We start from the raw sequence: 21,754 nt of genomic DNA, 5'->3' as shown, positions 1-21,754 counted from the left end.
CGGTGAGGGTGCTTATCTAGCGCCCTCCAGCCCAGGAGACGGCGATGAATCAAGAGGTCATGAATCTCTTCAACCAGACGGCCCAGCCGCAGAGCTTCGATCAGATCAAGATCTCGATCGCGAGCCCTGAGAAGATTCTGTCCTGGTCCTACGGCGAGATCAAGAAGCCGGAGACCATCAACTACCGCACGTTCAAGCCCGAGCGCGACGGCTTGTTCTGCGCGCGCATCTTTGGCCCGATCAAGGATTACGAGTGCCTGTGCGGCAAGTACAAGCGCATGAAGTACAAGGGCGTGATCTGCGAGAAGTGCGGCGTCGAGGTGACGCTGGCCCGCGTCCGTCGCGACCGCATGGGCCACATCGAGCTCGCCGCGCCCGTCGCCCACATCTGGTTCCTCAAGTCCCTGCCGAGCCGCATCGGTCTGCTGCTCGACATGACCCTGAAGGATCTGGAGCGCATCCTCTATTTCGAATCCTACATCGTCGTCGATGCGGGCCTGACGCCCATGAAGGACCGTCAGCTCCTCACCGAGGAGGAGTACATCCGTGCTCAGGACGAGTTCGGTGAGGACTCGTTCACGGCCATGATCGGCGCGGAGGCCATCCGCCGGATCCTGCAGGAGCTCGACCTCGAGAAGACCGCGCAGGAGATCCGCGAGGAGATCGCGGTCACCACGTCCGAGCTGAAGCCCAAGAAGCTCATGAAGCGCCTCAAGATCATCGAGGCCTTCGTTCAGTCGGGCAACAAGCCCGAGTGGATGATCATGACCGTCGTTCCGGTGATCCCGCCGGACCTGCGTCCGCTCGTGCCGCTGGACGGCGGCCGCTTTGCGACCTCGGACCTGAACGACCTCTACCGCCGCGTCATCAACCGCAACAACCGCCTCAAGCGGCTCATGGAGCTTCGCGCGCCGGACATCATCGTCCGCAACGAGAAGCGCATGCTCCAGGAGGCCGTCGACGCCCTGTTCGACAACGGCCGCCGCGGCCGCGTCATCACGGGCGCCAATAAGCGTCCGCTGAAGTCGCTCGCCGACATGCTGAAGGGCAAGCAGGGCCGGTTCCGTCAGAACCTGCTCGGCAAGCGCGTCGACTACTCCGGCCGCTCGGTGATCGTGGTCGGTCCCGAGCTCAAGCTTCATCAGTGCGGCCTGCCGAAGAAGATGGCGCTCGAGCTCTTCAAGCCGTTCATCTACGCCAAGCTCGACGCCCGCGGCCTGTCCGCCACCGTCAAGCAGGCGAAGAAGCTCGTCGAGAAGGAGAAGCCCGAGGTCTGGGACATCCTGGACGAGGTCATCCGCGAGCATCCGGTTCTCCTGAACCGCGCCCCGACGCTCCACCGCCTCGGCATCCAGGCCTTCGAGCCCACCCTCATCGAGGGCAAGGCGATCCAGCTGCACCCGCTCGTCTGCGCCGCATTCAACGCGGACTTCGACGGCGACCAGATGGCCGTCCACGTGCCGCTCTCGCTCGAGGCTCAGCTCGAGGCCCGCGTGCTGATGATGTCGACCAACAATATCCTGCACCCGGCCAACGGTCAGCCGATCATCGTGCCGTCTCAGGACATCGTTCTCGGTCTCTACTACCTCTCCATCGTGTCGGACGGCCAGCCCGGACAGGGCAAGGCCTTCTCCGACATGGGCGAGATCGAGCATGCCCTGAACGAGAAGGTCATCACGCTCCACACCAAGATCCGCTACCGCTGGGAAGGCTTGGATGAGGACGGCAAGCCGGTGTCGAAGATCGTCGACACCACGGCAGGCCGCGTGATGCTCTCCCGTCTCCTGCCCAAGCACCCCATGCTGCCCTTCGACGTCGTGAACAAGCTCATGACCAAGAAGGAGATCTCCAACATGATCGATGCCGTCTACCGGCACTGCGGTCAGAAGGAATCGGTGATCTTCTGCGATCGCATCATGGGCCTCGGCTTCTACAATGCGTTCAAGGCCGGCATCTCGTTCGGCAAGGACGACATGGTGATCCCGGAGAACAAGTGGGACATCGTCGAGGAGACCCGTTCCCTCGCGAAGGACTACGAGCAGCAGTACCAGGACGGCCTCATCACCCAGGGCGAGAAGTACAACAAGGTTGTCGACGCCTGGGCGAAGTGCTCCGACCGTCTCGCCGGCGAGATGATGAACCGCATCTCCACGGTGCAGAAGGACGAGAACGGCCGCGACAAGCCGGTCAACTCGATCTACATGATGTCCCACTCGGGCGCTCGTGGTTCGCCGGCCCAGATGAAGCAGCTCGCGGCGATGCGCGGCCTCATGGCCAAGCCGTCGGGCGAGATCATCGAGACGCCGATCATCTCGAACTTCAAGGAAGGCCTCGACGTTCTCGAGTACTTCAACTCGACCCACGGCGCCCGCAAGGGTCTGGCCGACACTGCGCTCAAGACGGCGAACTCGGGTTATCTGACCCGCCGCCTCGTCGACGTGGCGCAGGACGCGGTCATCCGTGAGCCGGATTGCGGCACCGAGCGTGGCATCAAGATGCGCGCCATCATCGACGCCGGCCAGGTGGTCGCATCGCTGGCCTCGCGCATCCTCGGCCGCTCGACGGCAGAGGATCTGACGGCCCAGGACGGCGCGATCATCGTACCAAAAGGCACGATGATCGAGGAGCATCATCTCGAGGCGATCGGCGCTGCCGGCATCCAGGAGGTGAAGATCCGCTCCGTGCTCGTCTGCGAGTCGAAGAACGGCGTCTGCGCCACCTGCTATGGTCGCGACCTGGCCCGGGGCACCCCGGTCAACCACGGCGAGGCTGTCGGCGTGATCGCGGCGCAGTCCATCGGTGAGCCGGGCACGCAGTTGACCATGCGTACCTTCCACATCGGTGGCGCGGCTCAGATCGCCGACTCGTCCTTCATCGAGTCGAGCTTCGAGGGCACCATCGGCTTCCGCAACAAGAACATTGCGCGCAACTCCGACGGCGACCTCGTCGTCATGGGCCGCAACGTGGCTGTTGTGATCATCGGCCAGGACGGCACGGAGCGGGCGGTTCACCGCCTGCAATACGGATCCCGCCTGAAGGTGGACGAGGGCGACACGATCAAGCGCGGCCAGCGCATCGCCGAGTGGGATCCCTACTCCCGTCCGATCCTCACGGAGATCGACGGCACCGTGGGCTACGAGGACCTTGTGGACGGCGCCTCGATGATCGAGTCGATGGACGAGTCGACCGGCATCGCCAAGCGCGTGGTCATCGACTGGCGCGGTTCCCCGCGTACGGCCGATCTGCGTCCGGCGGTGGTCATCCAGGGCGCCGGCGGCAAGGTGGCCAAGGTCGCCCGCGGCGGCGACGCCCGCTACCTGCTGCCTGTGGACGCGATCCTCGCGGCCGATCCGGGCTCGAAGGTCAAGGCCGGCGACATTCTCGCCCGCGTCTCGACCGAGAGCGCCAAGACCCGCGACATCACGGGCGGTCTGCCGCGCGTGGCGGAGCTGTTCGAGGCCCGTCGTCCGAAGGATGCGGCGATCATTGCGGAGAAGTCCGGCACGATCCAGTTCGGCCGCGACTACAAGAGCAAGCGTCGCCTGACCTTGAACCCGCACGACGGCTCCGAGCCGGTGGAGTACCTGATCCCGAAGGGCAAGCACATCCACCTGCAGGACGGCGACGTGGTCGAGACCGGAGACTTCATCGTCGACGGCAATCCGGCACCACACGACATCCTGGCGATCAAGGGCGTCGAGGAGCTCGCAGCCTATCTGGTGAACGAGATCCAGGAGGTCTACCGCCTCCAGGGCGTGCTCATCAACGACAAGCACATCGAGGTGATCGTTCGCCAGATGCTGCAGAAGGTCGAGATCACCGAGGGTGGCGACTCCGAGCTGCTCAACGGCGAGCAGGTGGATCGTCTCGAGTTCGAGGAGATCAACGAGCGTCTCGTGTCCGAGAAGAAGAAGCCCGCCGTCGGCGTGCCGGTTCTCCTCGGTATCACCAAGGCCTCACTGCAGACCCGCTCCTTCATCTCGGCGGCGTCCTTCCAGGAGACCACCCGCGTCCTCACGGAGGCGGCGGTCAACGGCAAGGTCGACACCCTCGAGGGCCTCAAGGAGAACGTCATCGTCGGCAGCCTGATCCCGGCCGGTACGGGTGCGCTCACTGCTCAGATCAAGGCTGTTGCGACCCATCGCGACGAGCTGATCCTGCAGCAGAAGCGCTCAGAGTCCCAGGCTCAGGTCAGCGAGCTGCCCCCGGCAGCTGAGTAACCTGCCGCAGCATGGCAATACTGAGAAAGGCCGCCTCCGGGCGGCCTTTTTTCGTCAGCGCCGGTTTATGAACGCTGATCCAAGGGCACGATTGTGAGCAGGCCGAGCTTCGCAAGCCACAGGAGGGCTCTGACCACAAGGGCCGGCGAAGAGTTCTGGTGTGCGGCGAGAATATCTCGGACTGTTGTGCCTTGCCCGCCAGCCAGCTTCCACAAAGCCAGGAGGAGGGTGGAAGATACATCCGGTGATGCATTCACCAGCGACACCTTCAGGCTCAGCCGCTCCAGCACCTCGGTCTCACCAATGCCGGCTGCCTGGGACACAACATGACGGCTGGAGAAGGGGAGCGAAGGAAAGCTGGCAAAGAGTTCGAAGGGGTCGGGACGGGCAGGCCAGAAGCCGCGCATGGCCTCAGGGGAGGGAGTTGCCTGCCCGGCATGTCTCAAGGCGGCCAATTCCCGCCACAGCTCTTCATAGGCTCCGACGATGACCTTCCAGTCAAAGCGCTCCCTGGCACGGGCCACCCCGTTCACGCCCATTCTTCGACGCAGGTCCGGATCAGAGGCAAGACGCTCGAAGGCTGCCGCCGTTGCGTCCACGTCTACCGCAACGGCAGTCGATGCCTGGCCGATATAGGAGTCATAGCTGTCGACTTCGAGCGCATGGCGTATCGCAAGATGCTGTCCCGCTTCCGGAGGGGCAGCCATGGTTGGTACGGCAAACCCGTCGATGCCGTTTCTAATTGTATCCCTGTACCCGTCCCAGTCGGTCACCACCACAGGCAGCCCGGCCGCCATGGCTTCGATGGGAGTGAGGCCGAAAGTTTCCTGAATGTTGTCGGACAGGGAGCAGAACACGTCCGCCGCCGCCCATGCCGTATCCCGGATGTCATTGATCCGGCCGTCGAGCACGATGGACCGTACGGACGGGCACAACTTGGCCCTTGCCTCCGAGAAGGCCTGAGCGATCTGCTCGTTGGCCGTCCAGCCGCATTCGATCAGGACGACCCGATGGCGATGGGTAAGGCGCTCCAAGGCCAGGTACATGGGAGTAGGGTTTGCCTTGGCATGAAAGGACAGGCGCCCGAGAAACTGGACGACGAAGTCACCCGGTTCGATCCCGAGGGATGAACGCGCCTCGTCCCTGCGCTCCGACCGTCGAGCTTGGGCATGACAGTCCACCCCTAGAGGAATCACCGGGAGTTGCGGCCTGACGAATCGGGTGGCGCCCAGGCGCCGCGACAGCTGATTCTCCTGTCGCGAGAACAGGGTCTCTATGACCGAACGGGCGGCGATCGATGTACAGATGATCGCATCCCAGGGCTGCACCGCAGCGGTGAGGAGGGAGGTAAGGCCATCCATGGCGCGAGCGGAAGAGAGGGTATGGTTCACCCCGCACAGGCTCCACGATCCGGCCCCATGAAGCTCCCGCTGCCAGGTTTGAGCAGCATTGATCGGACTGGGCGTGAAAAGGCAGCCGATCTGCCTGAGAGCGCCGGCTTTGGCAGTCATGACGTAACGGGGCGAGCTCTCCGGGCGGAAGCTCTTGATGAAGCTGCAGAATTCGCCGCCAAGCTTCGCATTGCTGACATATCCGACGGGGTCATCCCTGGACGAATGGCGGGCGAAGGCTGAGAGAAAGCCATGACCGGCGAAGTGGCGGCCCATGGGCTTGCCATGAGACACATCGTAAGCTTCGGTCTCGAAATGAATCGCAGCCGTCACCGCTTGCTCCAAATTGCCGTTACCGTATAACCTTGTGCTGCCCGGGAAGAAACCCATATAGAAGACACAGGCCCGGCAGCATCCCGTCATCAGGGCGCCTTTCTGGATCGTTACCGAAAAGTGTTGACTTTGCACGACTCGGACGCTAGAGAGACCGGACTTTCCGGCTGGCCGTAGGTTTTCGCCAGTCGAGGCGCCTAGCTTCGACGGATGCCACCTAAACGCTGCCGAACTCAACCTTGACTGACACTAGTCAGATTTAGGGCACGACCGCGGTCTCACGATCGTGGTCCTCTGCAATCGCACCGCGCCAGGGGCTTACCAAAGTCAATGGCGTGGCTTCGTTTTGTGCAACCTGAAAAGGTCCGCAGGGGCGAAGAGCGGCGTTCAACCGTTGAAGACACATTCATGGCCACCTGCCGGGTGGCCGGTCAAAGAGGGCACAGGATGCCAACGATCTCTCAGCTGATCCGCAAGCCGCGGACTGCGCAAAAGAGCCGGAATAAGGTTCCCGCGCTTGAGGCCTGCCCGCAGAAGCGTGGCGTGTGCACGCGCGTTTATACGACGACTCCGAAGAAGCCCAACTCGGCTCTGCGTAAGGTCGCCAAGGTTCGTCTGACGAACGGGTTTGAAGTCATCGGGTACATCCCGGGTGAGGGCCACAACCTTCAAGAGCACTCCGTGGTCATGATCCGCGGCGGCCGGGTGAAGGACCTTCCGGGTGTCCGCTATCACATCCTCCGCGGTGTCCTCGACACCCAGGGCGTGAAGAATCGTAAGCAGCGTCGTTCGAAGTACGGCGCAAAGCGGCCGAAGTAAGCCGTCAACTGTCATTGAGGTCAGCTCATGTCCCGTCGCCATAGCGCCGAAAAGCGTGAGATCATCCCGGACGCCAAGTTCGGAGATGTGGTCGTCACGAAGTTCATGAATTCCATCATGTACGACGGCAAGAAGTCCGCTGCAGAAAGCATCGTCTACGGTGCGTTCGACAGCATCGAGAGCCGCGCCAAGGCTAACCCGCTGGAAGTGTTCAAGCAGGCCCTCGACAACGTCGCTCCGGCGATCGAGGTCCGCTCCCGCCGCGTTGGCGGTGCGACCTACCAGGTCCCGGTCGAAGTCCGCACGGAGCGCCGTCAGGCTCTCGCGATCCGCTGGATCATCCAGGCCGCTCGCGGCCGCAACGACAAGACCATGGTCGAGCGTCTCTCCGCCGAGCTGCTCGATGCCTCGAACAACCGCGGCAATGCCGTGAAGAAGCGCGAAGACACCCACCGTATGGCGGAAGCCAACCGTGCGTTCTCGCATTACCGCTGGTAAAGGTCTGAGGAGCTGAGCGATGCCACGCACGCACGCGATTGAGGACTACCGCAACTTCGGCATCATGGCCCACATCGATGCCGGCAAGACCACCACGACCGAGCGCATCCTCTACTACACCGGTAAGTCCCACAAGATCGGTGAAGTGCACGAGGGTGCCGCCACCATGGACTGGATGGAGCAGGAGCAGGAGCGTGGCATCACGATCACGTCCGCTGCGACCACCTGCTTCTGGCGCGACAAGCGCCTGAACATCATCGACACCCCCGGCCACGTCGACTTCACCATCGAAGTCGAGCGTTCCCTGCGCGTGCTCGATGGCGCTGTCTGCGTTCTCGACGGCAACCAGGGCGTTGAGCCCCAGACCGAGACCGTGTGGCGCCAGGCCGACAAGTACGACGTTCCTCGTGTCGTGTTCGTCAACAAGATGGACAAGACCGGCGCGAACTTCTTCAACTGCGTCGCCGACATCGTGAAGCGCGTGGCCGGCAAGCCCGTCTGCCTTCAGATCCCGATCGGAGCGGAGAGCGATTTCCGCGGCATGGTCGATCTGATCAAGATGAAGGCCCTCGTCTGGTCCGGCGAGGCGCTCGGCGCCAACTTCGACGAAGTCGAGATCCCGGACGACCTGAAGGATCAGGCCCTCGAGTATCGTGGCAAGCTGGTCGAAGCTGCCGTGGAAATGGACGACGAGGCCATGATGGCCTACCTGGACGGCCAGGAGCCGGACGAGGCCACCCTGCGCCGCCTGATCCGCACGGCCGTGCAGCGTCGCGCCTTCCACCCGGTGCTCTGCGGCTCCGCGTTCAAGAACAAGGGCGTTCAGCCCCTGCTCGACGCCGTCGTGGACTTCCTGCCGTCCCCGGCAGACCGTGAGGCCATCCAGGGCATCGACTTCAAGACCGAAGAGCCGACGACCCGTCTGCCGAAGGACGACGAAGGCTTCTCCATGCTCGCCTTCAAGATCATGGACGACCCCTTCGTCGGCACGATCACCTTCTGCCGCGTCTATTCCGGCAAGGTGAATGCGGGCGAAACCCTCCTCAACTCCTCGCGCGACAAGAAAGAGCGCGTCGGCCGCATGCTTCTGATGCATGCGAACAACCGTGAGGACATCAAGGAAGCCTATGCGGGCGACATCGTCGCTCTCGCGGGCCTCAAGGAAGTCCGCACCGGCGACACGCTGTGCGATCCCAGCAAGGCTGTGATCCTCGAGCGCATGGAGTTCCCGGAGCCGGTCATCGAGATCGCCATCGAGCCGAAGTCGAAGGCCGACCAGGAGAAGCTGGGCCTTGCCCTGTCGAAGCTGGCTGCCGAGGACCCGTCCTTCCGCGTCTCCACCGACCAGGAGTCGGGCCAGACGATCCTGAAGGGCATGGGCGAGCTTCACCTCGACATCAAGGTCGACATTCTCCGTCGTACCTACAAGGTCGATGCGAATATCGGCGCTCCGCAGGTGGCCTACCGTGAGACGGTCACTAAGAAGGCCGAGATCGACTACACCCACAAGAAGCAGACCGGCGGTACGGGCCAGTTCGCCCGAGTCAAGATCGTCGTTCAGCCGAACGAGCAGGGTGCAGGCTTTGCCTTCGAGTCGAAGATCGTAGGTGGCGCGGTGCCGAAGGAGTACATCCCGGGCGTCGAGAAGGGCCTCCAGTCGGTCGTGGGTGCTGGCGTCGTCGCCGGCTTCCCGGTGGTCGACCTGAAGGTCGAACTCGTTGACGGTGCCTTCCACGAAGTCGACTCGTCGGCACTGGCCTTCGAAATCGCCTCCCGTGCGGCTCTGCGCGAAGCCCTGCAGAAGGGTGGTTCGGTTCTGCTCGAGCCGGTGATGAAGGTCGAGGTCACGACCCCCGAAGACTACACGGGCTCGGTGATCGGCGATCTGAACTCCCGGCGCGGTCAGATCCAGGGTCAGGACATGCGCGGCAACGCCGTGGTCATCAACGCGATGGTCCCGCTCGCCAACATGTTCGGCTACGTCAACACCCTGCGCGGCATGAGCCAGGGTCGTGCGAGCTACACCATGCAGTTCGACCACTACGAACAGGTGCCGTCGAACGTGGCTGCCGAGGTTCAGGCGAAGTACGCCTGAACCCACTAAGCGAATTTTGAACGATCAAAGGAACGGGTGCCACGATGGCGAAGGAAAAGTTTGAGCGGACTAAGCCGCACTGCAACATTGGGACGATTGGTCACGTGGACCATGGCAAGACGTCTCTGACGGCGGCGATCACGAAGGTTCTGGCGGAGTCGGGCGGGGCGACGTTTACGGCCTACGACCAGATCGACAAGGCGCCTGAAGAGAAGGCGCGCGGGATCACGATCTCCACCGCCCACGTGGAGTACGAGACCAAGAACCGGCACTATGCCCACGTGGACTGCCCGGGCCACGCCGACTACGTGAAGAACATGATCACGGGTGCGGCCCAGATGGACGGGGCGATCCTGGTGGTGTCGTCGGCCGACGGCCCGATGCCGCAGACCCGCGAGCACATCCTTCTGGCCCGCCAGGTGGGCGTGCCGGCGCTTGTGGTGTTCATGAACAAGGTCGACATGGTGGACGACGCCGAGCTTCTCGACCTGGTCGAGCTCGAGGTGCGCGAGCTTCTGTCGAAGTACGACTTCCCGGGCGACGACATCCCGATCGTGAAGGGCTCGGCCCTTTGCGCCCTGGAGGACCGCCAGCCTGAGATCGGCCGCGACGCGGTTCTCAAGCTGATGGCCGAGGTGGATGCCTACATCCCGCAGCCGGAGCGTCCGATCGACCAGCCGTTCCTGATGCCGATCGAGGACGTGTTCTCGATCTCGGGCCGCGGCACGGTGGTGACGGGTCGCGTGGAGCGCGGCGTTGTGAAGGTCGGTGAGGAAGTGGAGATCGTGGGCCTGAAGGCCACGGTCAAGACGACGGTCACGGGTGTTGAGATGTTCCGCAAGCTGCTCGACCAGGGCCAGGCGGGCGACAACGTGGGCGTTCTCTTGCGCGGCACGAAGCGCGAGGACGTGGAGCGCGGCCAGGTGCTGTGCAAGCCCGGCTCGATCAAGCCGCACACGAAGTTCAAGGCCGAGGCGTACATCCTGACCAAGGAAGAGGGCGGGCGTCATACGCCGTTCTTCGGCAACTACCGTCCGCAGTTCTACTTCCGCACGACGGACGTGACGGGAGTGGTGACGCTGCCGGAGGGCACCGAGATGGTGATGCCGGGCGACAACATCACCATGGAGGTGACGCTGATTGCGCCGATCGCCATGGAGGAGAAGCTGCGCTTTGCCATCCGTGAGGGCGGCCGCACCGTCGGCGCCGGCGTCGTCGCCGCCGTAATGGATTGATGAGATTAGAGGATCAAAGGACAGCGGCCGGGTTACGGTTCGGCCGCTTCACTTGTTGAATGGATAAGCCATGAACGGTCAAAACATTCGTATTCGCCTTAAGGCGTTCGACCATCGGATCCTCGACGCTTCGACACGGGAAATCGTGTCGACCGCGAAGCGGACCGGCGCTCAGGTTCGCGGGCCTATCCCGCTGCCGACGCGCATCGAGCGCTTTACGGTGCTTCGCTCGCCGCACATCGACAAGAAGTCGCGCGAGCAGTTCGAGATGCGCACTCACAAGCGTGTTCTCGATATCGTGGACCCCACCCCGCAAACGGTTGATGCTCTGATGAAGCTCGATCTCGCTGCTGGTGTGGACGTGGAAATCAAGCTCTGAGCCGTTTGGCTTGGAGCTATCGGTAGACACGCCGAGAGGATACGCACATGCGCTCAGGCGTCATTGCACAGAAAGTCGGGATGACCCGCATCTTCACGGATGCCGGTGAACACATCCCCGTCACGGTTCTGAAGGTCGACAGCTGTCAGGTCGTCGCCCACCGGACCAAGGAAAAGAACGGCTACACCGCGCTGCAGGTCGGCGTCGGCAAGGCCAAGGTAAAGAACGTTTCGAAGGCCGAGCGCGGCAACTTTGCCATCGCCAAGGTCGAGCCGAAGCGCAAGCTCGCGGAGTTCCGCGTCTCCGAGGATGCTGTCATCCCGGTCGGCGCCGAGATCACCGCTGATCACTTCATTGCCGGTCAGTTCGTGGACGTCACGGGCATCACCACCGGTAAGGGCTTTGCCGGCGGCATGAAGCGCTGGAACTTCGGCGGACTGCGCGCCACGCACGGCGTGTCGGTCTCCCACCGCTCGATCGGTTCGACCGGTGGCCGCCAGGATCCGGGCAAGACGTTCAAGAACAAGAAGATGCCGGGTCACCTGGGTGTCGAGCGCGTCACGACGCAGAACCTGCGTGTGGTGTCGACCGACGTCGAGCGCGGTCTGATCCTCGTCGAGGGCGCCGTTCCCGGCGTCGCCGGCGGCTGGATCTTCGTCCGCGACGCGGTGAAGCGCAAGTTGCCCGCAGAAGTGCCGATGCCCGGCGCGTTCCGCACAGGCAACGAAACTGCGCCCGCCGCCCAGGCTGAGCAGGCCCAAGAGGAGAATGCGTGATGAAACTTGATGTCACCACGCTTGAGGGCAACACCGCAGGTTCGGTCGACCTGAACGAGGCCATCTTCGGTCTCGAGCCGCGCGCCGATCTTCTGGCCCGTTGCGTTCGTTGGCAGCTCGCAAAGCGCCAGGCCGGTACGCACGCCGTGAAGAACCGTTCGCTCATCGATCGGACCACGAAGAAGGTCTACAAGCAGAAGGGCACCGGCAGCGCCCGCCACGGCGCCGCGAGCGCTCCGCAGTTCCGGGGCGGCGGTCGTGCCTTCGGCCCGCAGGTCCGCAGCCATGCGCATGACCTGCCCAAGAAGGTCCGCGCTCTCGCTCTGAAGCACGCGCTTTCGTCCAAGGCCAAGGATGCCTCGCTCGTCGTGATCGACGACGTGACCCTGTCCGAGCCGAGGACGAAGGCTCTCGTCGAGCGCTTCGGCAAGCTCGGCCTCGGCAACGCCCTGATCATCGGCGGCGCCGAGATCGAGACGAACTTCCAGCGGGCTGCTCGCAACATCCCGAACATCGACGTCCTGCCGGTGCAGGGCATCAACGTCTATGACATCCTGCGTCGCGAGAAGCTCGTTCTCACGAAGGCGGCTGTCGATGCGCTGGAGGCGCGCTTCAAATGAGCCTGGACCCGCGCCATTACGATGTAATCGTGAGCCCGGTCATTACCGAGAAGGCCACGGCCCTGTCCGAACAGAACAAGGTCGTCTTCAAGGTTCGACTGGATGCGACGAAGCCGCAGATCAAAGAAGCGGTTGAGAAGCTATTCGATGTCAAGGTGAAGAGCGTCAATACGATCCTCACCAAGGGCAAAGTGAAGATGTTCCGCGGCACCCGCGGCCAGCGGTCGGACGTGAAGAAGGCGGTTGTAACCCTCGCCGAGGGCCAGACCATCGACGTCACGACGGGCCTCTGATCGGTTGAGAGAGTGATCCGATGGCTTTGAAAACCTTCAAACCAATCACCCCCGGCCTGCGCCAGCTGGTGATCGTGGACCGCAGCGAGCTCTACAAGGGCAAGCCGGTCAAGAAGCTGACGGAGGGCAAGAACTCCTCCGGCGGCCGTAACAACCTGGGTCGCGTGACCGTCCGCTTCCGTGGCGGTGGTCACAAGCGCACCCTGCGCCTGGTCGACTTCAAGCGTCGCGCCCGTTTGGGCGATGTGGCGACCGTGGAGCGGATCGAGTACGATCCGAACCGCACCGCCTTCATCGCACTCATCGGTTACGCCGACGGCGAGCAAGCCTATATCCTGGCCCCGCAGCGTCTTGCTGTCGGCGATCAGGTGTCGGCCGGCGAGCAGGTCGACATCAAGCCGGGCAACGCGATGCCGATCGGCAACATGCCGGTGGGAACGATCATCCACAATGTGGAGCTGAAGGTCGGCAAGGGTGGCGCACTCGCCCGCTCCGCCGGCACCTACGCCCAGATCGTGGGTCGTGACCAGGGCTACGTGACGGTCCGCCTGAACTCCGGCGAGCAGCGCCTGGTCCATGGCCAGTGCTTCGCCAGCGTCGGCGCGGTGTCGAACCCGGACCACATGAACACCTCGATCGGTAAGGCTGGTCGTAACCGCTGGCTTGGCAAGCGTCCGCACAACCGCGGCGTTTCCATGAACCCGATCGACCACCCGCACGGTGGTGGTGAGGGTCGTACCTCCGGTGGTCGCCATCCGGTGTCCCCATGGGGCGTTCCGACCAAGGGCAAGAAAACCCGTTCGAACAAGCGGACCGACAAGTTCATCGTGTCGAGCCGTCACGCTCGGAAGAAGTAAGGATAGAGGCACGTCATGGCACGTTCGCTTTGGAAGGGTCCGTTCGTCGACGGCTACCTCCTCAAGAAGGCCGAGGCTGCCCGTTCCTCGGGCCGCAACGAGGTTATCAAGATCTGGAGCCGCCGCTCCACGATCCTCCCGCAGTTTGTGGGCCTCACGTTCGGGGTCTACAACGGTCAGAAGCACATTCCCGTCAACGTGAGCGAGGAAATGGTGGGTCACAAGTTTGGCGAGTTCTCGCCGACCCGCACGTTCCACGGCCACGCGGCGGACAAGAAGGCGAAGAGGAAGTAAGATGGGTAAGGCCGCGACTCCTCGCGCACTGAGCGACACAGAGGCACAAGCCGTCGCTCGCATGCTGCGCGTCAGCCCCCAGAAGCTCAATCTTGTTGCGGCCCTTATCCGCGGCAAGAAGGTTTCTGCGGCTCTCGCCGATCTCGAGTTCTCCCGCAAGCGCATTGCTCGCGACGTGAAGAAGTGCCTCGAGAGCGCCATTGCCAACGCCGAGAACAACCACAACCTCGATGTGGACGATCTCGTCGTCAGCCAGGCATTCGTCGGCAAGGCGCTTGTCATGAAGCGCTTCCACGCCCGGGCCCGTGGCCGGGGTGCTCGTATCGAAAAGCCGTTCTCGGACCTCACGATCGTGGTTCGGGAAGTTGCCGAACAGGCATAAAGGAGAACCAGATGGGTCAGAAAGTTAACCCGATCGGTCTTCGGCTCGGCATCAACCGGACCTGGGACTCGCGCTGGTTCGCCGGCAAGGGCGAGTACGCCAAGCTGATGCACGAGGACATGGCGATCCGCGAAGCTCTCATGAAGCAGCTTAAGCAGGCCGCCGTTTCGAAGATCGTGATCGAGCGTCCGCACAAGAAGTGCCGCGTCACCATCCACTCGGGTCGCCCGGGCGTGGTGATCGGCAAGAAGGGTGCAGACATCGAGAAGCTCCGCAAGCTCGTCGCTAAGATGACCGATGCGGATGTGGCAATCAACATCGTCGAAGTCCGCAAGCCGGAAGTCGACGCGACGCTGGTGGCCGATTCCATCGCCCAGCAGCTGGAGCGCCGCGTGGCTTTCCGCCGTGCCATGAAGCGCGCCGTTCAGTCGGCGATGCGTCTGGGCGCCGAAGGCATCCGTATCAACTGCTCGGGCCGTCTGGGTGGCGCTGAAATCGCCCGCCTGGAGTGGTACCGCGAGGGCCGCGTTCCGCTGCACACCCTGCGTGCGGATGTGGATTACGGTACGTCCACGGCTTTCACGACCTATGGCACCTGCGGCATCAAGGTCTGGATCTTCAAGGGCGAAATCCTTGAGCACGACCCGATGGCCCAGGACAAGCGGATGAACGACGAAGGAGGCCGCTCCGGTGGCCGCCGCGAGCAAGCGGCGTAACCGAGAGGTCAGGAGAGGTTTGCCATGTTGCAACCGAAGAAAACCAAGTTCCGTAAGCAGTTCAAGGGCCGCATTTCCGGCACTGCGAAGGGCGGTACGGACCTCAACTTCGGCCAGTTCGGCCTGAAGGCGATGGAACCCGAGCGTGTCAACGCTCGCCAGATCGAGGCGGCCCGCCGCGCCATCACCCGCGCCATGAAGCGCGCGGGCCGGGTGTGGATCCGTATCTTCCCGGACGTACCTGTGTCGTCGAAGCCGACCGAAGTGCGTATGGGTAAGGGTAAGGGCGCTCCCGAGTTCTGGGCGGCTAAGGTAAAGCCTGGCCGTATCATGTTCGAGATCGACGGCGTGCCGGAGGATATCGCTCGCGAGGCCCTGCGCCTCGGCGCTGCGAAGCTTCCGATCAAGACGCGCTTCATTCAGCGCATTGCCGAGTAAGGAGGGGATCATGAAGTCTAAGCAGAGAGCCTCCGATCTCAAGGCCATGTCGGCTGACCAACTGACGGACGAGATGCTGAACCTGAAGAAGGAGCAGTTCAACCTCCGCTTCCAGCGCGCGACCGGCCAACTCGAGAACACCGGACGTGTTCGCGAAGTCCGCAGGGACATCGCCCGCGTCAAGACGCTTCAGCGCCAAAAGGCCGCTGGGGCGAAGGCTTAAAGGGGATCAAGATGCCAAAGCGCGTTTTGCAGGGCGTCGTTGTCAGCGACAAGCAGGACAAGACGGTCGTCGTGAAGGTGGAGCGTCGCTTTACGCACCCGGTCATGAAGAAGACCGTGCGTAAGACGAAAAACTACCACGCTCATGACGAGAACAACACAGCCAAGGTGGGCGATACGGTCTTCATCGAAGAGACCAAGCCGCTCTCCAAACTCAAGACCTGGGTGCTCGTCGACCAAGCGAAGGCTTAAAAAGCCTTCCCTTAGGGGTTGTCTTACGAGGGCGGTTCGTGTATACGGCCGCCTTTCTCGACATATGAAGGGCAGGGGACATCAGATCCCCGTCAGGCGTAGTCCGGGGGGCAATCCTGCCTTGGCCTGGAAACCTGTCTGAAACAAAGGAAAGGATCAAAGCCATGATCCAGATGCAGACGAATCTTGACGTCGCCGACAATTCCGGCGCCCGTCGCGTGATGTGCATCAAGGTTCTCGGCGGTTCGAAGCGTAAGTACGCTTCCGTGGGCGATATCATCGTCGTATCCGTGAAAGAAGCTATCCCGCGCGGTCGCGTGAAGAAGGGCGACGTCATGAAGGCGGTCGTCGTTCGCACCGCCAAGGACATCCGTCGCGCTGACGGTTCGGTCATCCGTTTCGACCGCAATGCCGCCGTTCTGATCAACAATCAGAAGGAGCCGGTCGGCACCCGTATCTTCGGCCCCGTTCCGCGTGAACTGCGTGCCAAGAACCACATGAAAATCATTTCGCTTGCGCCGGAGGTGCTCTAATGGCCGCGAAGATCAAGAAGGGCGATAAGGTCGTCGTCCTGACCGGTCGCGACAAGGGCAAGACCGGTGAAGTCGTGCAGGTGCTCCCGAAGGAAGAGCGCGCGGTCGTCCGTGGCGTGAACATCGTGAAGCGCCACCAGCGCCAGTCGGCAAACTCGGAAGGCGGCATCATCTCGAAAGAGGCGGCCATCCACCTGTCGAACCTGGCCTACGCAGACCCGAAGGACGGCAAGCCGACCCGGGTTGGTTTCAAAGTTCTCGAAGACGGCCGCAAGGTCCGTTTCGCCAAGCGTTCGGGGGACCTGATCGATGGCTAAGGCTCAGGTGGACGGCTACACGCCGCGGCTGAAGAAGCACTACGAGGAAGTGGTGCGTCCGAAGCTCATTGAAGAATTCGGCTACAAGAACCCCATGGAAGTGCCGACGATCGAGAAGATCGTCCTGAACATGGGCATTGGCGAATCGACGGCCGACTCGAAGAAGGCTTCGGTCGCCGCAGCCGATCTCGCTCTCATCGCCGGCCAGAAGCCGGTGATCACGAAGGCCCGCAAGGCGATCTCGCAGTTCAAGGTCCGCGAGGGCATGCCGATCGGTGCCAAGGTTACGCTGCGCAAGGCTCGCATGTACGAGTTCCTTGACCGTTTCGTGACCATCGCGCTCCCGCGCGTCCGCGACTTCCGGGGCCTCAACCCGAAGTCGTTCGACGGCCGCGGCAACTACGCAATGGGTATCAAGGAGCACCTGGTGTTCCCTGAGATCAATTACGACAGGGTCGAGCAGGTTTGGGGCATGGACGTCATCATCACCACGACGGCGAAGACTGACGACGAAGCCCGTGCCCTGCTGCGTCACTTCAACTTCCCGTTCCGGCAGTGAGGATAACTGTCCTCAAACGCGGACACTGGAGAGAAAAGCATGGCTAAGAAAAGCGCTATTGAGAAGAACAAGCATCGTCGTGAGCTGGTGAAGAAGTTCGCCGGCCGCCGCGAGCGCCTCCTGGCGGTCGCCAACGACGAGTCGAAGTCCATGGAGGAGCGCTTCGAGGCGCGCCTCAAGCTGGCCGAGCTGCCGCGCAACGCGAGCCCGACCCGCATCCGCAACCGTTGCGAGATCACGGGTCGGCCGCGCGCTTATTACCGCAAGCTCGGCATGTCCCGTATCGCTCTGCGCGAGCTCGGCAACAAGGGCCTGATTCCAGGCCTCGTGAAGTCCAGCTGGTAAGGGGGAGGGCATCATATGATCAACGATCCGTTGGGCGATATGCTCACCCGTATCCGCAACGCGCAGATGCGTCGTCGCGGTACTGTTTCCACCCCTGGCTCGAAGCTGCGTGCTCGCGTTCTGGAAGTTCTCAAGAGCGAGGGCTACATCCGTGATTATTCGCAGACCGAGTTCGGCAACGGCCGGACAGAGTTTTCGATCGAGCTGAAGTACTATGATGGCCAGCCGGTGATCCGCTCCATCGAGCGCGTCTCCAAGCCGGGCCGCCGCGTGTATGCCTCCGTCGACACCATGCCTCGCGTGGCAGACGGCCTGGGCATCACCATTCTCTCGACGCCGCAAGGCGTGATGGCCGATCACGAGGCCCGGGAGAAGAACGTGGGCGGCGAAGTGCTCTGCAAGGTCTTCTAAGGCCAGGCACCCGCACAGAACCACGGAGATTCGAAAATGTCCCGAGTAGGCAAGAAGCCCGTTCCGGTTCCGTCAGGTGTGACGGCTTCCGTTGACGGTCAGATGGTTAAGGTTAAGGGTTCGAAGGGCGAGCTGTCGTTCCTCGTTCCCGAAGAGGTGTTGGTTGCTCTCGAAGATGGCGCCGTGTCGGTCAATCCGCGCGACGAATCCAAGACGGCCCGTGCGAAGTGGGGCATGTCCCGCGCTCAGGTGGCAAACCTGGTCGAAGGCGTGTCCAAGGGCTTCGAGAAGCGTCTTGAGATCAACGGCGTCGGCTACAAGGCCGCCGTTGCCGGCAAGGTGCTGAAGCTTTCCCTGGGCTACAGCCACGACATCGACTACGCGATTCCGGCCGGCGTGACGATCACGACGCCGAAGCCGACGGAAGTCGTCGTCGCCGGCATCGACAAGCAGGTCGTTGGTCAGACCGCTGCCGAGATCCGCGAATATCGCGGTCCGGAGCCCTACAAGGGCAAGGGCGTCAAGTATGCCAACGAGTTCATCTTCCGCAAGGAAGGCAAGAAGAAGTAAGGACGACGTATCATGGCTGAGAAGAAAGGCGCTGAAGATCGCCGCAAGGCTCGTGTGCGCCGTGCGATCAAGAAGGCAGCGAATGGTCGTCCGCGTTTGTCGGTCTTCCGTTCGTCCAAGCAGATCTACGCCCAGATCATCGACGACGTGCGCGGCCATACGGTCGCCTCGGCTTCGACCCTCGAAACTGACCTGAAGGGCAAGCTCAAGACCGGCGCCACCGTCGATGCGGCGAAGGAAGTGGGCAAGCTCGTGGCTGAGCGCGCGGTTGCTGCCGGCGTGAAGCAGGTCATCTTCGACCGTTCGGGCTACCTCTATCACGGCCGCGTCAAGGCTCTGGCCGACGCTGCCCGTGAAGGCGGTCTGGATTTCTAACGGCGGGTTTAATCCAAGCAACCCTTAGCGAGCGGGCCCGCCGCCCGCGCAAGTGAGAGGTCTCATGGCTAGAGAACCAAGAGAACGTGCTGATCGCGAAGAGCGCGACAGCGAATTCGTGGACCGCCTGGTCCACATCAACCGCGTCGCCAAGGTGGTGAAGGGCGGCCGTCGCTTCGGCTTCGCTGCTCTCGTCGTCGTCGGCGACCAGAAGGGCCGCGTCGGCTTCGGCCACGGCAAGGCCCGCGAAGTGCCGGAAGCCATCCGTAAGGCTACGGACGCTGCCAAGCGCTCCATGATCCGCGTTGCTCTCCGTGAGGGCCGCACGCTTCATCACGACGTGAACGGCCGCCATGGCGCCGGCAAGGTCGTGCTCCGTGCCGCTCCCCAGGGTACCGGCATCATCGCCGGCGGCCCGATGCGCGCCGTCTTCGAGGTGGTGGGCATGCAGGACGTGGTCGCCAAGTCGCTTGGCTCGTCGAATCCCTACAACCTCGTTCGCGCGACCTTCGATGCGCTCAAGAACGAGGATAGCCCGCGTTCGGTCGCCGCTCGCCGTGGCCTGAAGGTTTCGACCCTGCAGGCTCGCCGCCGCGATGCGGATGTCAGCGAAGCCGCTGGCGCTGAAGCGTAAGGGAGGCTTTGACAATGGCAAAGAATCCTGCTTCCGCAGCGAACACCACCATCACCGTTGAGCAGATCGGTTCGCCGATCCGCCGCGAGGCCAAGCAGCGCCAGACGCTGATCGGTCTCAAGCTCAACAAGCTTCACCGCACCTCGACCTTGGAAGACACGCCGGCTGTGCGCGGCATGATCGAAAAGGTCAAGCACCTCGTGCGCGTTGTAGACGGGCAGTGAGGAGAGCGTCATGAAACTCAACGAAATTCGTGACAACGAAGGTTCGACCAAGAACCGGATGCGTGTCGGCCGTGGTATCGGCTCCGGCAAGGGCAAGACCGGTGGTCGCGGCGTGAAGGGTCAGAAGGCCCGTACCGGCGTGTCCATCAAGGGCTTCGAAGGCGGCCAGATGCCTCTGCACCGTCGTCTGCCGAAGCGCGGCTTCAACAAGCCGAACGCCATCGACCTCAACGAGGTCAATGTCGGCCGCATCCAGCAGGCCATCGAAGCCGGCAAGCTCGATACGGGCGCTCCGGTGACGATCGACACGCTGGTGGCTGCCGGTGTGGTCTCCAAGCCGCGCGACGGCGTGAAGATCCTCGGCGTCGGCGAGCTCAAGGCGAAGCTTTCCTTCCAGGTTGCGGGCGCGTCGAAGTCGGCCGTCGAAGCGATCGAGAAGGCCGGTGGCTCTGTCACCCTGCTGGGTGGCGTTGCGCAGGCGTGAGCCAGCGCCCACATTGACTAAGATCCAAGCGGCGGCCCGCGTTAAGATCGCGTGGCCGCCGTTTGCGTGAAACCGTCACGGTTCAAGTATTTCGGGGACACCACTATGGCCTCAGCAGCCGAGCAACTTGCGGCAAACATCAATTTCGGCGCCATCGCCAAGGCCGATGAGCTGAAGAAGCGCATCTGGTTCACCCTGGGCGCTCTTATCATCTATCGTCTCGGCACCTACATCCCGCTGCCCGGCATCAACCCTGAGGCCCTGGCGCAGAGCTTCCAGAATGCCAGCGGCGGCGTGCTTGGCCTCTTCAACATGTTCTCGGGCGGCGCCGTGGAGCGCATGGCGATCTTCGCCCTGAACATCATGCCGTACATTTCGGCCTCGATCATCATCCAGCTCCTCACTTCCGTGCTGCCCTCCCTCGAGGCGCTCAAGAAGGAAGGTGAGGCCGGCCGCAAGATCCTCAACCAGTACACCCGGTATCTCACGGTGATGCTGGCAGTGTTCCAGTCCTGGGGCATTGCAGTGGGCCTGCAGAGCTCAGGCACCATCGTGGATGCACCCGGTCCGTTCTTCCTGATCTCGACCGTGATCACGCTGACTGGCGGCACCATGTTCCTCATGTGGCTCGGCGAGCAGATCACATCCCGCGGCATCGGCAACGGCACCTCGCTGATCATCTTCGCCGGCATCGTGGCGAATCTGCCTTCGGCGATCGCCGGCACCCTCGAGCTCGGCCGTCAGGGCGCAATCTCGACGGGCCTGATCATCGGCGTGATCGTGATGGCCGTCGCCATCATCTACTTCGTGGTGTTCATGGAGCGCGCCCAGCGCCGCCTGCTGATCAACTATCCGAAGCGTCAGGTCGGAAACAGGATGTACGAGGGTCAGACCTCATTCCTGCCGCTCAAGCTCAACACCTCGGGCGTGATCCCGCCTATCTTCGCCTCCTCGCTGCTCCTGCTTCCGGCGACCATCGCCAGCTTCCAGAGCAACGCTGACGGGACTGGGTTTATCGCTACGCTGACCGCCTATCTCGGCCACGGTCGCCCTGCCTACATGTTCATGTATGCGGCGTTGATCGTGTTCTTCGCCTTCTTCTACACGGCCATCGTGTTCAATCCCACTGAGACGGCCGACAACCTGAAGAAGCAGGGCGGCTTCATCCCGGGAATCCGCCCAGGCGAGCGGACGGCGGATTTCATCGACCAGGTTCTGACCCGCATAACCGTGCTGGGTGCCATTTATCTGGTGATCATCTGCCTGATTCCCGAATTGCTGGTGTCATATGCGGCTTTGCCATTCTACTTTGGCGGGACTTCGCTTCTGATCGTTGTGTCTGTTACCATGGACACGGTTGCTCAGGTGCACGGTCATTTGCTGGCTCACCAGTATGAGGGCCTCGTCAAGAAGGCGAAGCTCAAGGGTGCGCGCAGACGCTAACATTGAACACCTCGCCTGAAGGCGAGCATTCTCGACGAA

The 21,754-nt window shown here is 62.6% G+C and carries 28 protein-coding genes; 27 read left to right on the top strand and 1 reads right to left on the bottom strand.

Annotation, left to right across the window (positions count from 1 at the left end; all coding sequences use genetic code 11):
* The first annotated feature begins 44 nt into the window (after nt 1-44).
* Entirely contained in the window at nt 45-4,220 is a 4,176-nt protein-coding gene (gene rpoC, locus AC0QTX_RS10595; RefSeq protein WP_474603792.1) for a DNA-directed RNA polymerase subunit beta', read from the top strand.
* A gap of 65 nt (nt 4,221-4,285) precedes the next feature.
* Here the strand turns inward: rpoC and AC0QTX_RS10590 are convergent, their stop codons facing one another.
* Nucleotides 4,286-5,944 carry a glycosyltransferase family 4 protein gene (locus AC0QTX_RS10590; protein ID WP_474603791.1) on the bottom strand — a complete coding sequence of 553 codons (1,659 nt, stop codon included), beginning with the start codon at nt 5,942-5,944 and terminating at the stop codon, nt 4,286-4,288.
* Nucleotides 5,945-6,391: 447 nt separating this feature from the next.
* Here AC0QTX_RS10590 and rpsL point away from each other — a divergent pair, with 447 nt between their 5' ends.
* The 26 genes from rpsL to secY all read left to right on the top strand — a co-directional run bounded on the left by rpsL (nt 6,392) and on the right by secY (nt 21,715).
* Entirely contained in the window at nt 6,392-6,763 is a 372-nt protein-coding gene (gene rpsL, locus AC0QTX_RS10585; RefSeq protein ID WP_009764294.1) for a 30S ribosomal protein S12, read from the top strand.
* Between the two features lie 27 nt (nt 6,764-6,790).
* Nucleotides 6,791-7,261, top strand: a complete 471-nt coding sequence (gene rpsG, locus AC0QTX_RS10580; protein WP_474603790.1) for a 30S ribosomal protein S7 — start codon at nt 6,791-6,793, stop codon at nt 7,259-7,261.
* 19 nt (nt 7,262-7,280) lie between these two features.
* Nucleotides 7,281-9,356, top strand: a complete 2,076-nt coding sequence (gene fusA, locus AC0QTX_RS10575) for an elongation factor G (RefSeq protein ID WP_474603789.1) — start codon at nt 7,281-7,283, stop codon at nt 9,354-9,356.
* Nucleotides 9,357-9,400: 44 nt separating this feature from the next.
* Nucleotides 9,401-10,591 (top strand): elongation factor Tu, encoded by a 1,191-nt coding sequence (tuf, locus tag AC0QTX_RS10570; RefSeq protein WP_474603788.1) that lies wholly within the window; start codon nt 9,401-9,403, stop codon nt 10,589-10,591.
* A 70-nt stretch (nt 10,592-10,661) separates the two neighbouring features.
* Nucleotides 10,662-10,970, top strand: coding sequence for a 30S ribosomal protein S10 (gene rpsJ / locus AC0QTX_RS10565; protein ID WP_009764298.1), 309 nt, complete (start codon nt 10,662-10,664; stop codon nt 10,968-10,970).
* Nucleotides 10,971-11,017: 47 nt separating this feature from the next.
* Nucleotides 11,018-11,746 carry a 50S ribosomal protein L3 gene (gene rplC, locus AC0QTX_RS10560; RefSeq protein ID WP_474603787.1) on the top strand — a complete coding sequence of 243 codons (729 nt, stop codon included), beginning with the start codon at nt 11,018-11,020 and terminating at the stop codon, nt 11,744-11,746.
* On the top strand, nt 11,746-12,366 hold the full coding sequence (gene rplD / locus AC0QTX_RS10555; RefSeq protein WP_474603786.1) for a 50S ribosomal protein L4: 621 nt from the start codon (nt 11,746-11,748) through the stop codon (nt 12,364-12,366). Before rplC ends, rplD begins: the two co-directional genes overlap by 1 nt.
* Nucleotides 12,363-12,659, top strand: coding sequence for a 50S ribosomal protein L23 (locus AC0QTX_RS10550; protein WP_027317106.1), 297 nt, complete (start codon nt 12,363-12,365; stop codon nt 12,657-12,659). Before rplD ends, AC0QTX_RS10550 begins: the two co-directional genes overlap by 4 nt.
* Before the next feature lie 20 nt (nt 12,660-12,679).
* The gene (gene rplB, locus AC0QTX_RS10545; RefSeq protein ID WP_474603785.1) at nt 12,680-13,516 is read left to right on the top strand and encodes a 50S ribosomal protein L2; all 837 of its coding nucleotides are present in this window, start codon (nt 12,680-12,682) and stop codon (nt 13,514-13,516) included.
* A 15-nt stretch (nt 13,517-13,531) separates the two neighbouring features.
* On the top strand, nt 13,532-13,810 hold the full coding sequence (gene rpsS / locus AC0QTX_RS10540) for a 30S ribosomal protein S19 (protein ID WP_036352963.1): 279 nt from the start codon (nt 13,532-13,534) through the stop codon (nt 13,808-13,810).
* A gap of 1 nt (nt 13,811) precedes the next feature.
* Complete coding sequence (rplV, locus tag AC0QTX_RS10535) at nt 13,812-14,192, top strand: 50S ribosomal protein L22 (protein WP_474603784.1); 381 nt, start codon at nt 13,812-13,814, stop codon at nt 14,190-14,192.
* Nucleotides 14,193-14,203: 11 nt separating this feature from the next.
* A complete protein-coding gene (rpsC, locus tag AC0QTX_RS10530) occupies nt 14,204-14,908 on the top strand; it encodes a 30S ribosomal protein S3 (RefSeq protein ID WP_036352970.1) in 705 nt (234 codons plus the stop codon).
* A 24-nt stretch (nt 14,909-14,932) separates the two neighbouring features.
* On the top strand, nt 14,933-15,346 hold the full coding sequence (gene rplP / locus AC0QTX_RS10525) for a 50S ribosomal protein L16 (protein ID WP_036352973.1): 414 nt from the start codon (nt 14,933-14,935) through the stop codon (nt 15,344-15,346).
* A 10-nt stretch (nt 15,347-15,356) separates the two neighbouring features.
* Nucleotides 15,357-15,569 carry a 50S ribosomal protein L29 gene (gene rpmC / locus AC0QTX_RS10520; protein ID WP_474603783.1) on the top strand — a complete coding sequence of 71 codons (213 nt, stop codon included), beginning with the start codon at nt 15,357-15,359 and terminating at the stop codon, nt 15,567-15,569.
* 11 nt (nt 15,570-15,580) lie between these two features.
* A complete protein-coding gene (gene rpsQ, locus AC0QTX_RS10515; RefSeq protein WP_099511396.1) occupies nt 15,581-15,820 on the top strand; it encodes a 30S ribosomal protein S17 in 240 nt (79 codons plus the stop codon).
* Nucleotides 15,821-15,984: 164 nt separating this feature from the next.
* Entirely contained in the window at nt 15,985-16,353 is a 369-nt protein-coding gene (gene rplN, locus AC0QTX_RS10510; protein ID WP_009764309.1) for a 50S ribosomal protein L14, read from the top strand.
* The gene (rplX, locus tag AC0QTX_RS10505; RefSeq protein ID WP_474603782.1) at nt 16,353-16,670 is read left to right on the top strand and encodes a 50S ribosomal protein L24; all 318 of its coding nucleotides are present in this window, start codon (nt 16,353-16,355) and stop codon (nt 16,668-16,670) included. Before rplN ends, rplX begins: the two co-directional genes overlap by 1 nt.
* A complete protein-coding gene (gene rplE / locus AC0QTX_RS10500; RefSeq protein ID WP_474603781.1) occupies nt 16,663-17,229 on the top strand; it encodes a 50S ribosomal protein L5 in 567 nt (188 codons plus the stop codon). Before rplX ends, rplE begins: the two co-directional genes overlap by 8 nt.
* 39 nt (nt 17,230-17,268) lie before the next feature.
* Nucleotides 17,269-17,574: a 30S ribosomal protein S14 gene (gene rpsN, locus AC0QTX_RS10495; RefSeq protein WP_036352989.1), complete on the top strand. Its 306-nt coding sequence runs from the start codon at nt 17,269-17,271 to the stop codon at nt 17,572-17,574.
* 15 nt (nt 17,575-17,589) lie between these two features.
* Nucleotides 17,590-17,985 carry a 30S ribosomal protein S8 gene (rpsH, locus tag AC0QTX_RS10490; RefSeq protein ID WP_036352993.1) on the top strand — a complete coding sequence of 132 codons (396 nt, stop codon included), beginning with the start codon at nt 17,590-17,592 and terminating at the stop codon, nt 17,983-17,985.
* 36 nt (nt 17,986-18,021) lie between these two features.
* Entirely contained in the window at nt 18,022-18,555 is a 534-nt protein-coding gene (rplF, locus tag AC0QTX_RS10485; RefSeq protein ID WP_474603780.1) for a 50S ribosomal protein L6, read from the top strand.
* Between the two features lie 12 nt (nt 18,556-18,567).
* Nucleotides 18,568-18,930: a 50S ribosomal protein L18 gene (gene rplR, locus AC0QTX_RS10480; protein ID WP_474603779.1), complete on the top strand. Its 363-nt coding sequence runs from the start codon at nt 18,568-18,570 to the stop codon at nt 18,928-18,930.
* A gap of 64 nt (nt 18,931-18,994) precedes the next feature.
* A complete protein-coding gene (rpsE, locus tag AC0QTX_RS10475) occupies nt 18,995-19,564 on the top strand; it encodes a 30S ribosomal protein S5 (protein ID WP_009764316.1) in 570 nt (189 codons plus the stop codon).
* A 14-nt stretch (nt 19,565-19,578) separates the two neighbouring features.
* Nucleotides 19,579-19,788, top strand: coding sequence for a 50S ribosomal protein L30 (rpmD, locus tag AC0QTX_RS10470; RefSeq protein ID WP_474603778.1), 210 nt, complete (start codon nt 19,579-19,581; stop codon nt 19,786-19,788).
* 10 nt (nt 19,789-19,798) lie between these two features.
* Complete coding sequence (rplO, locus tag AC0QTX_RS10465; RefSeq protein ID WP_474603777.1) at nt 19,799-20,272, top strand: 50S ribosomal protein L15; 474 nt, start codon at nt 19,799-19,801, stop codon at nt 20,270-20,272.
* Between the two features lie 105 nt (nt 20,273-20,377).
* Entirely contained in the window at nt 20,378-21,715 is a 1,338-nt protein-coding gene (gene secY, locus AC0QTX_RS10460) for a preprotein translocase subunit SecY (protein WP_474603776.1), read from the top strand.
* The last annotated feature ends 39 nt before the right edge of the window (nt 21,716-21,754 follow it).

It is taken from the genome of Microvirga sp. jy35 (genome assembly GCF_056148915.1).
The sequence above is the reverse complement of the archived record's forward strand: the minus strand, read 5'-3'. Positions and strand labels throughout refer to the sequence as shown.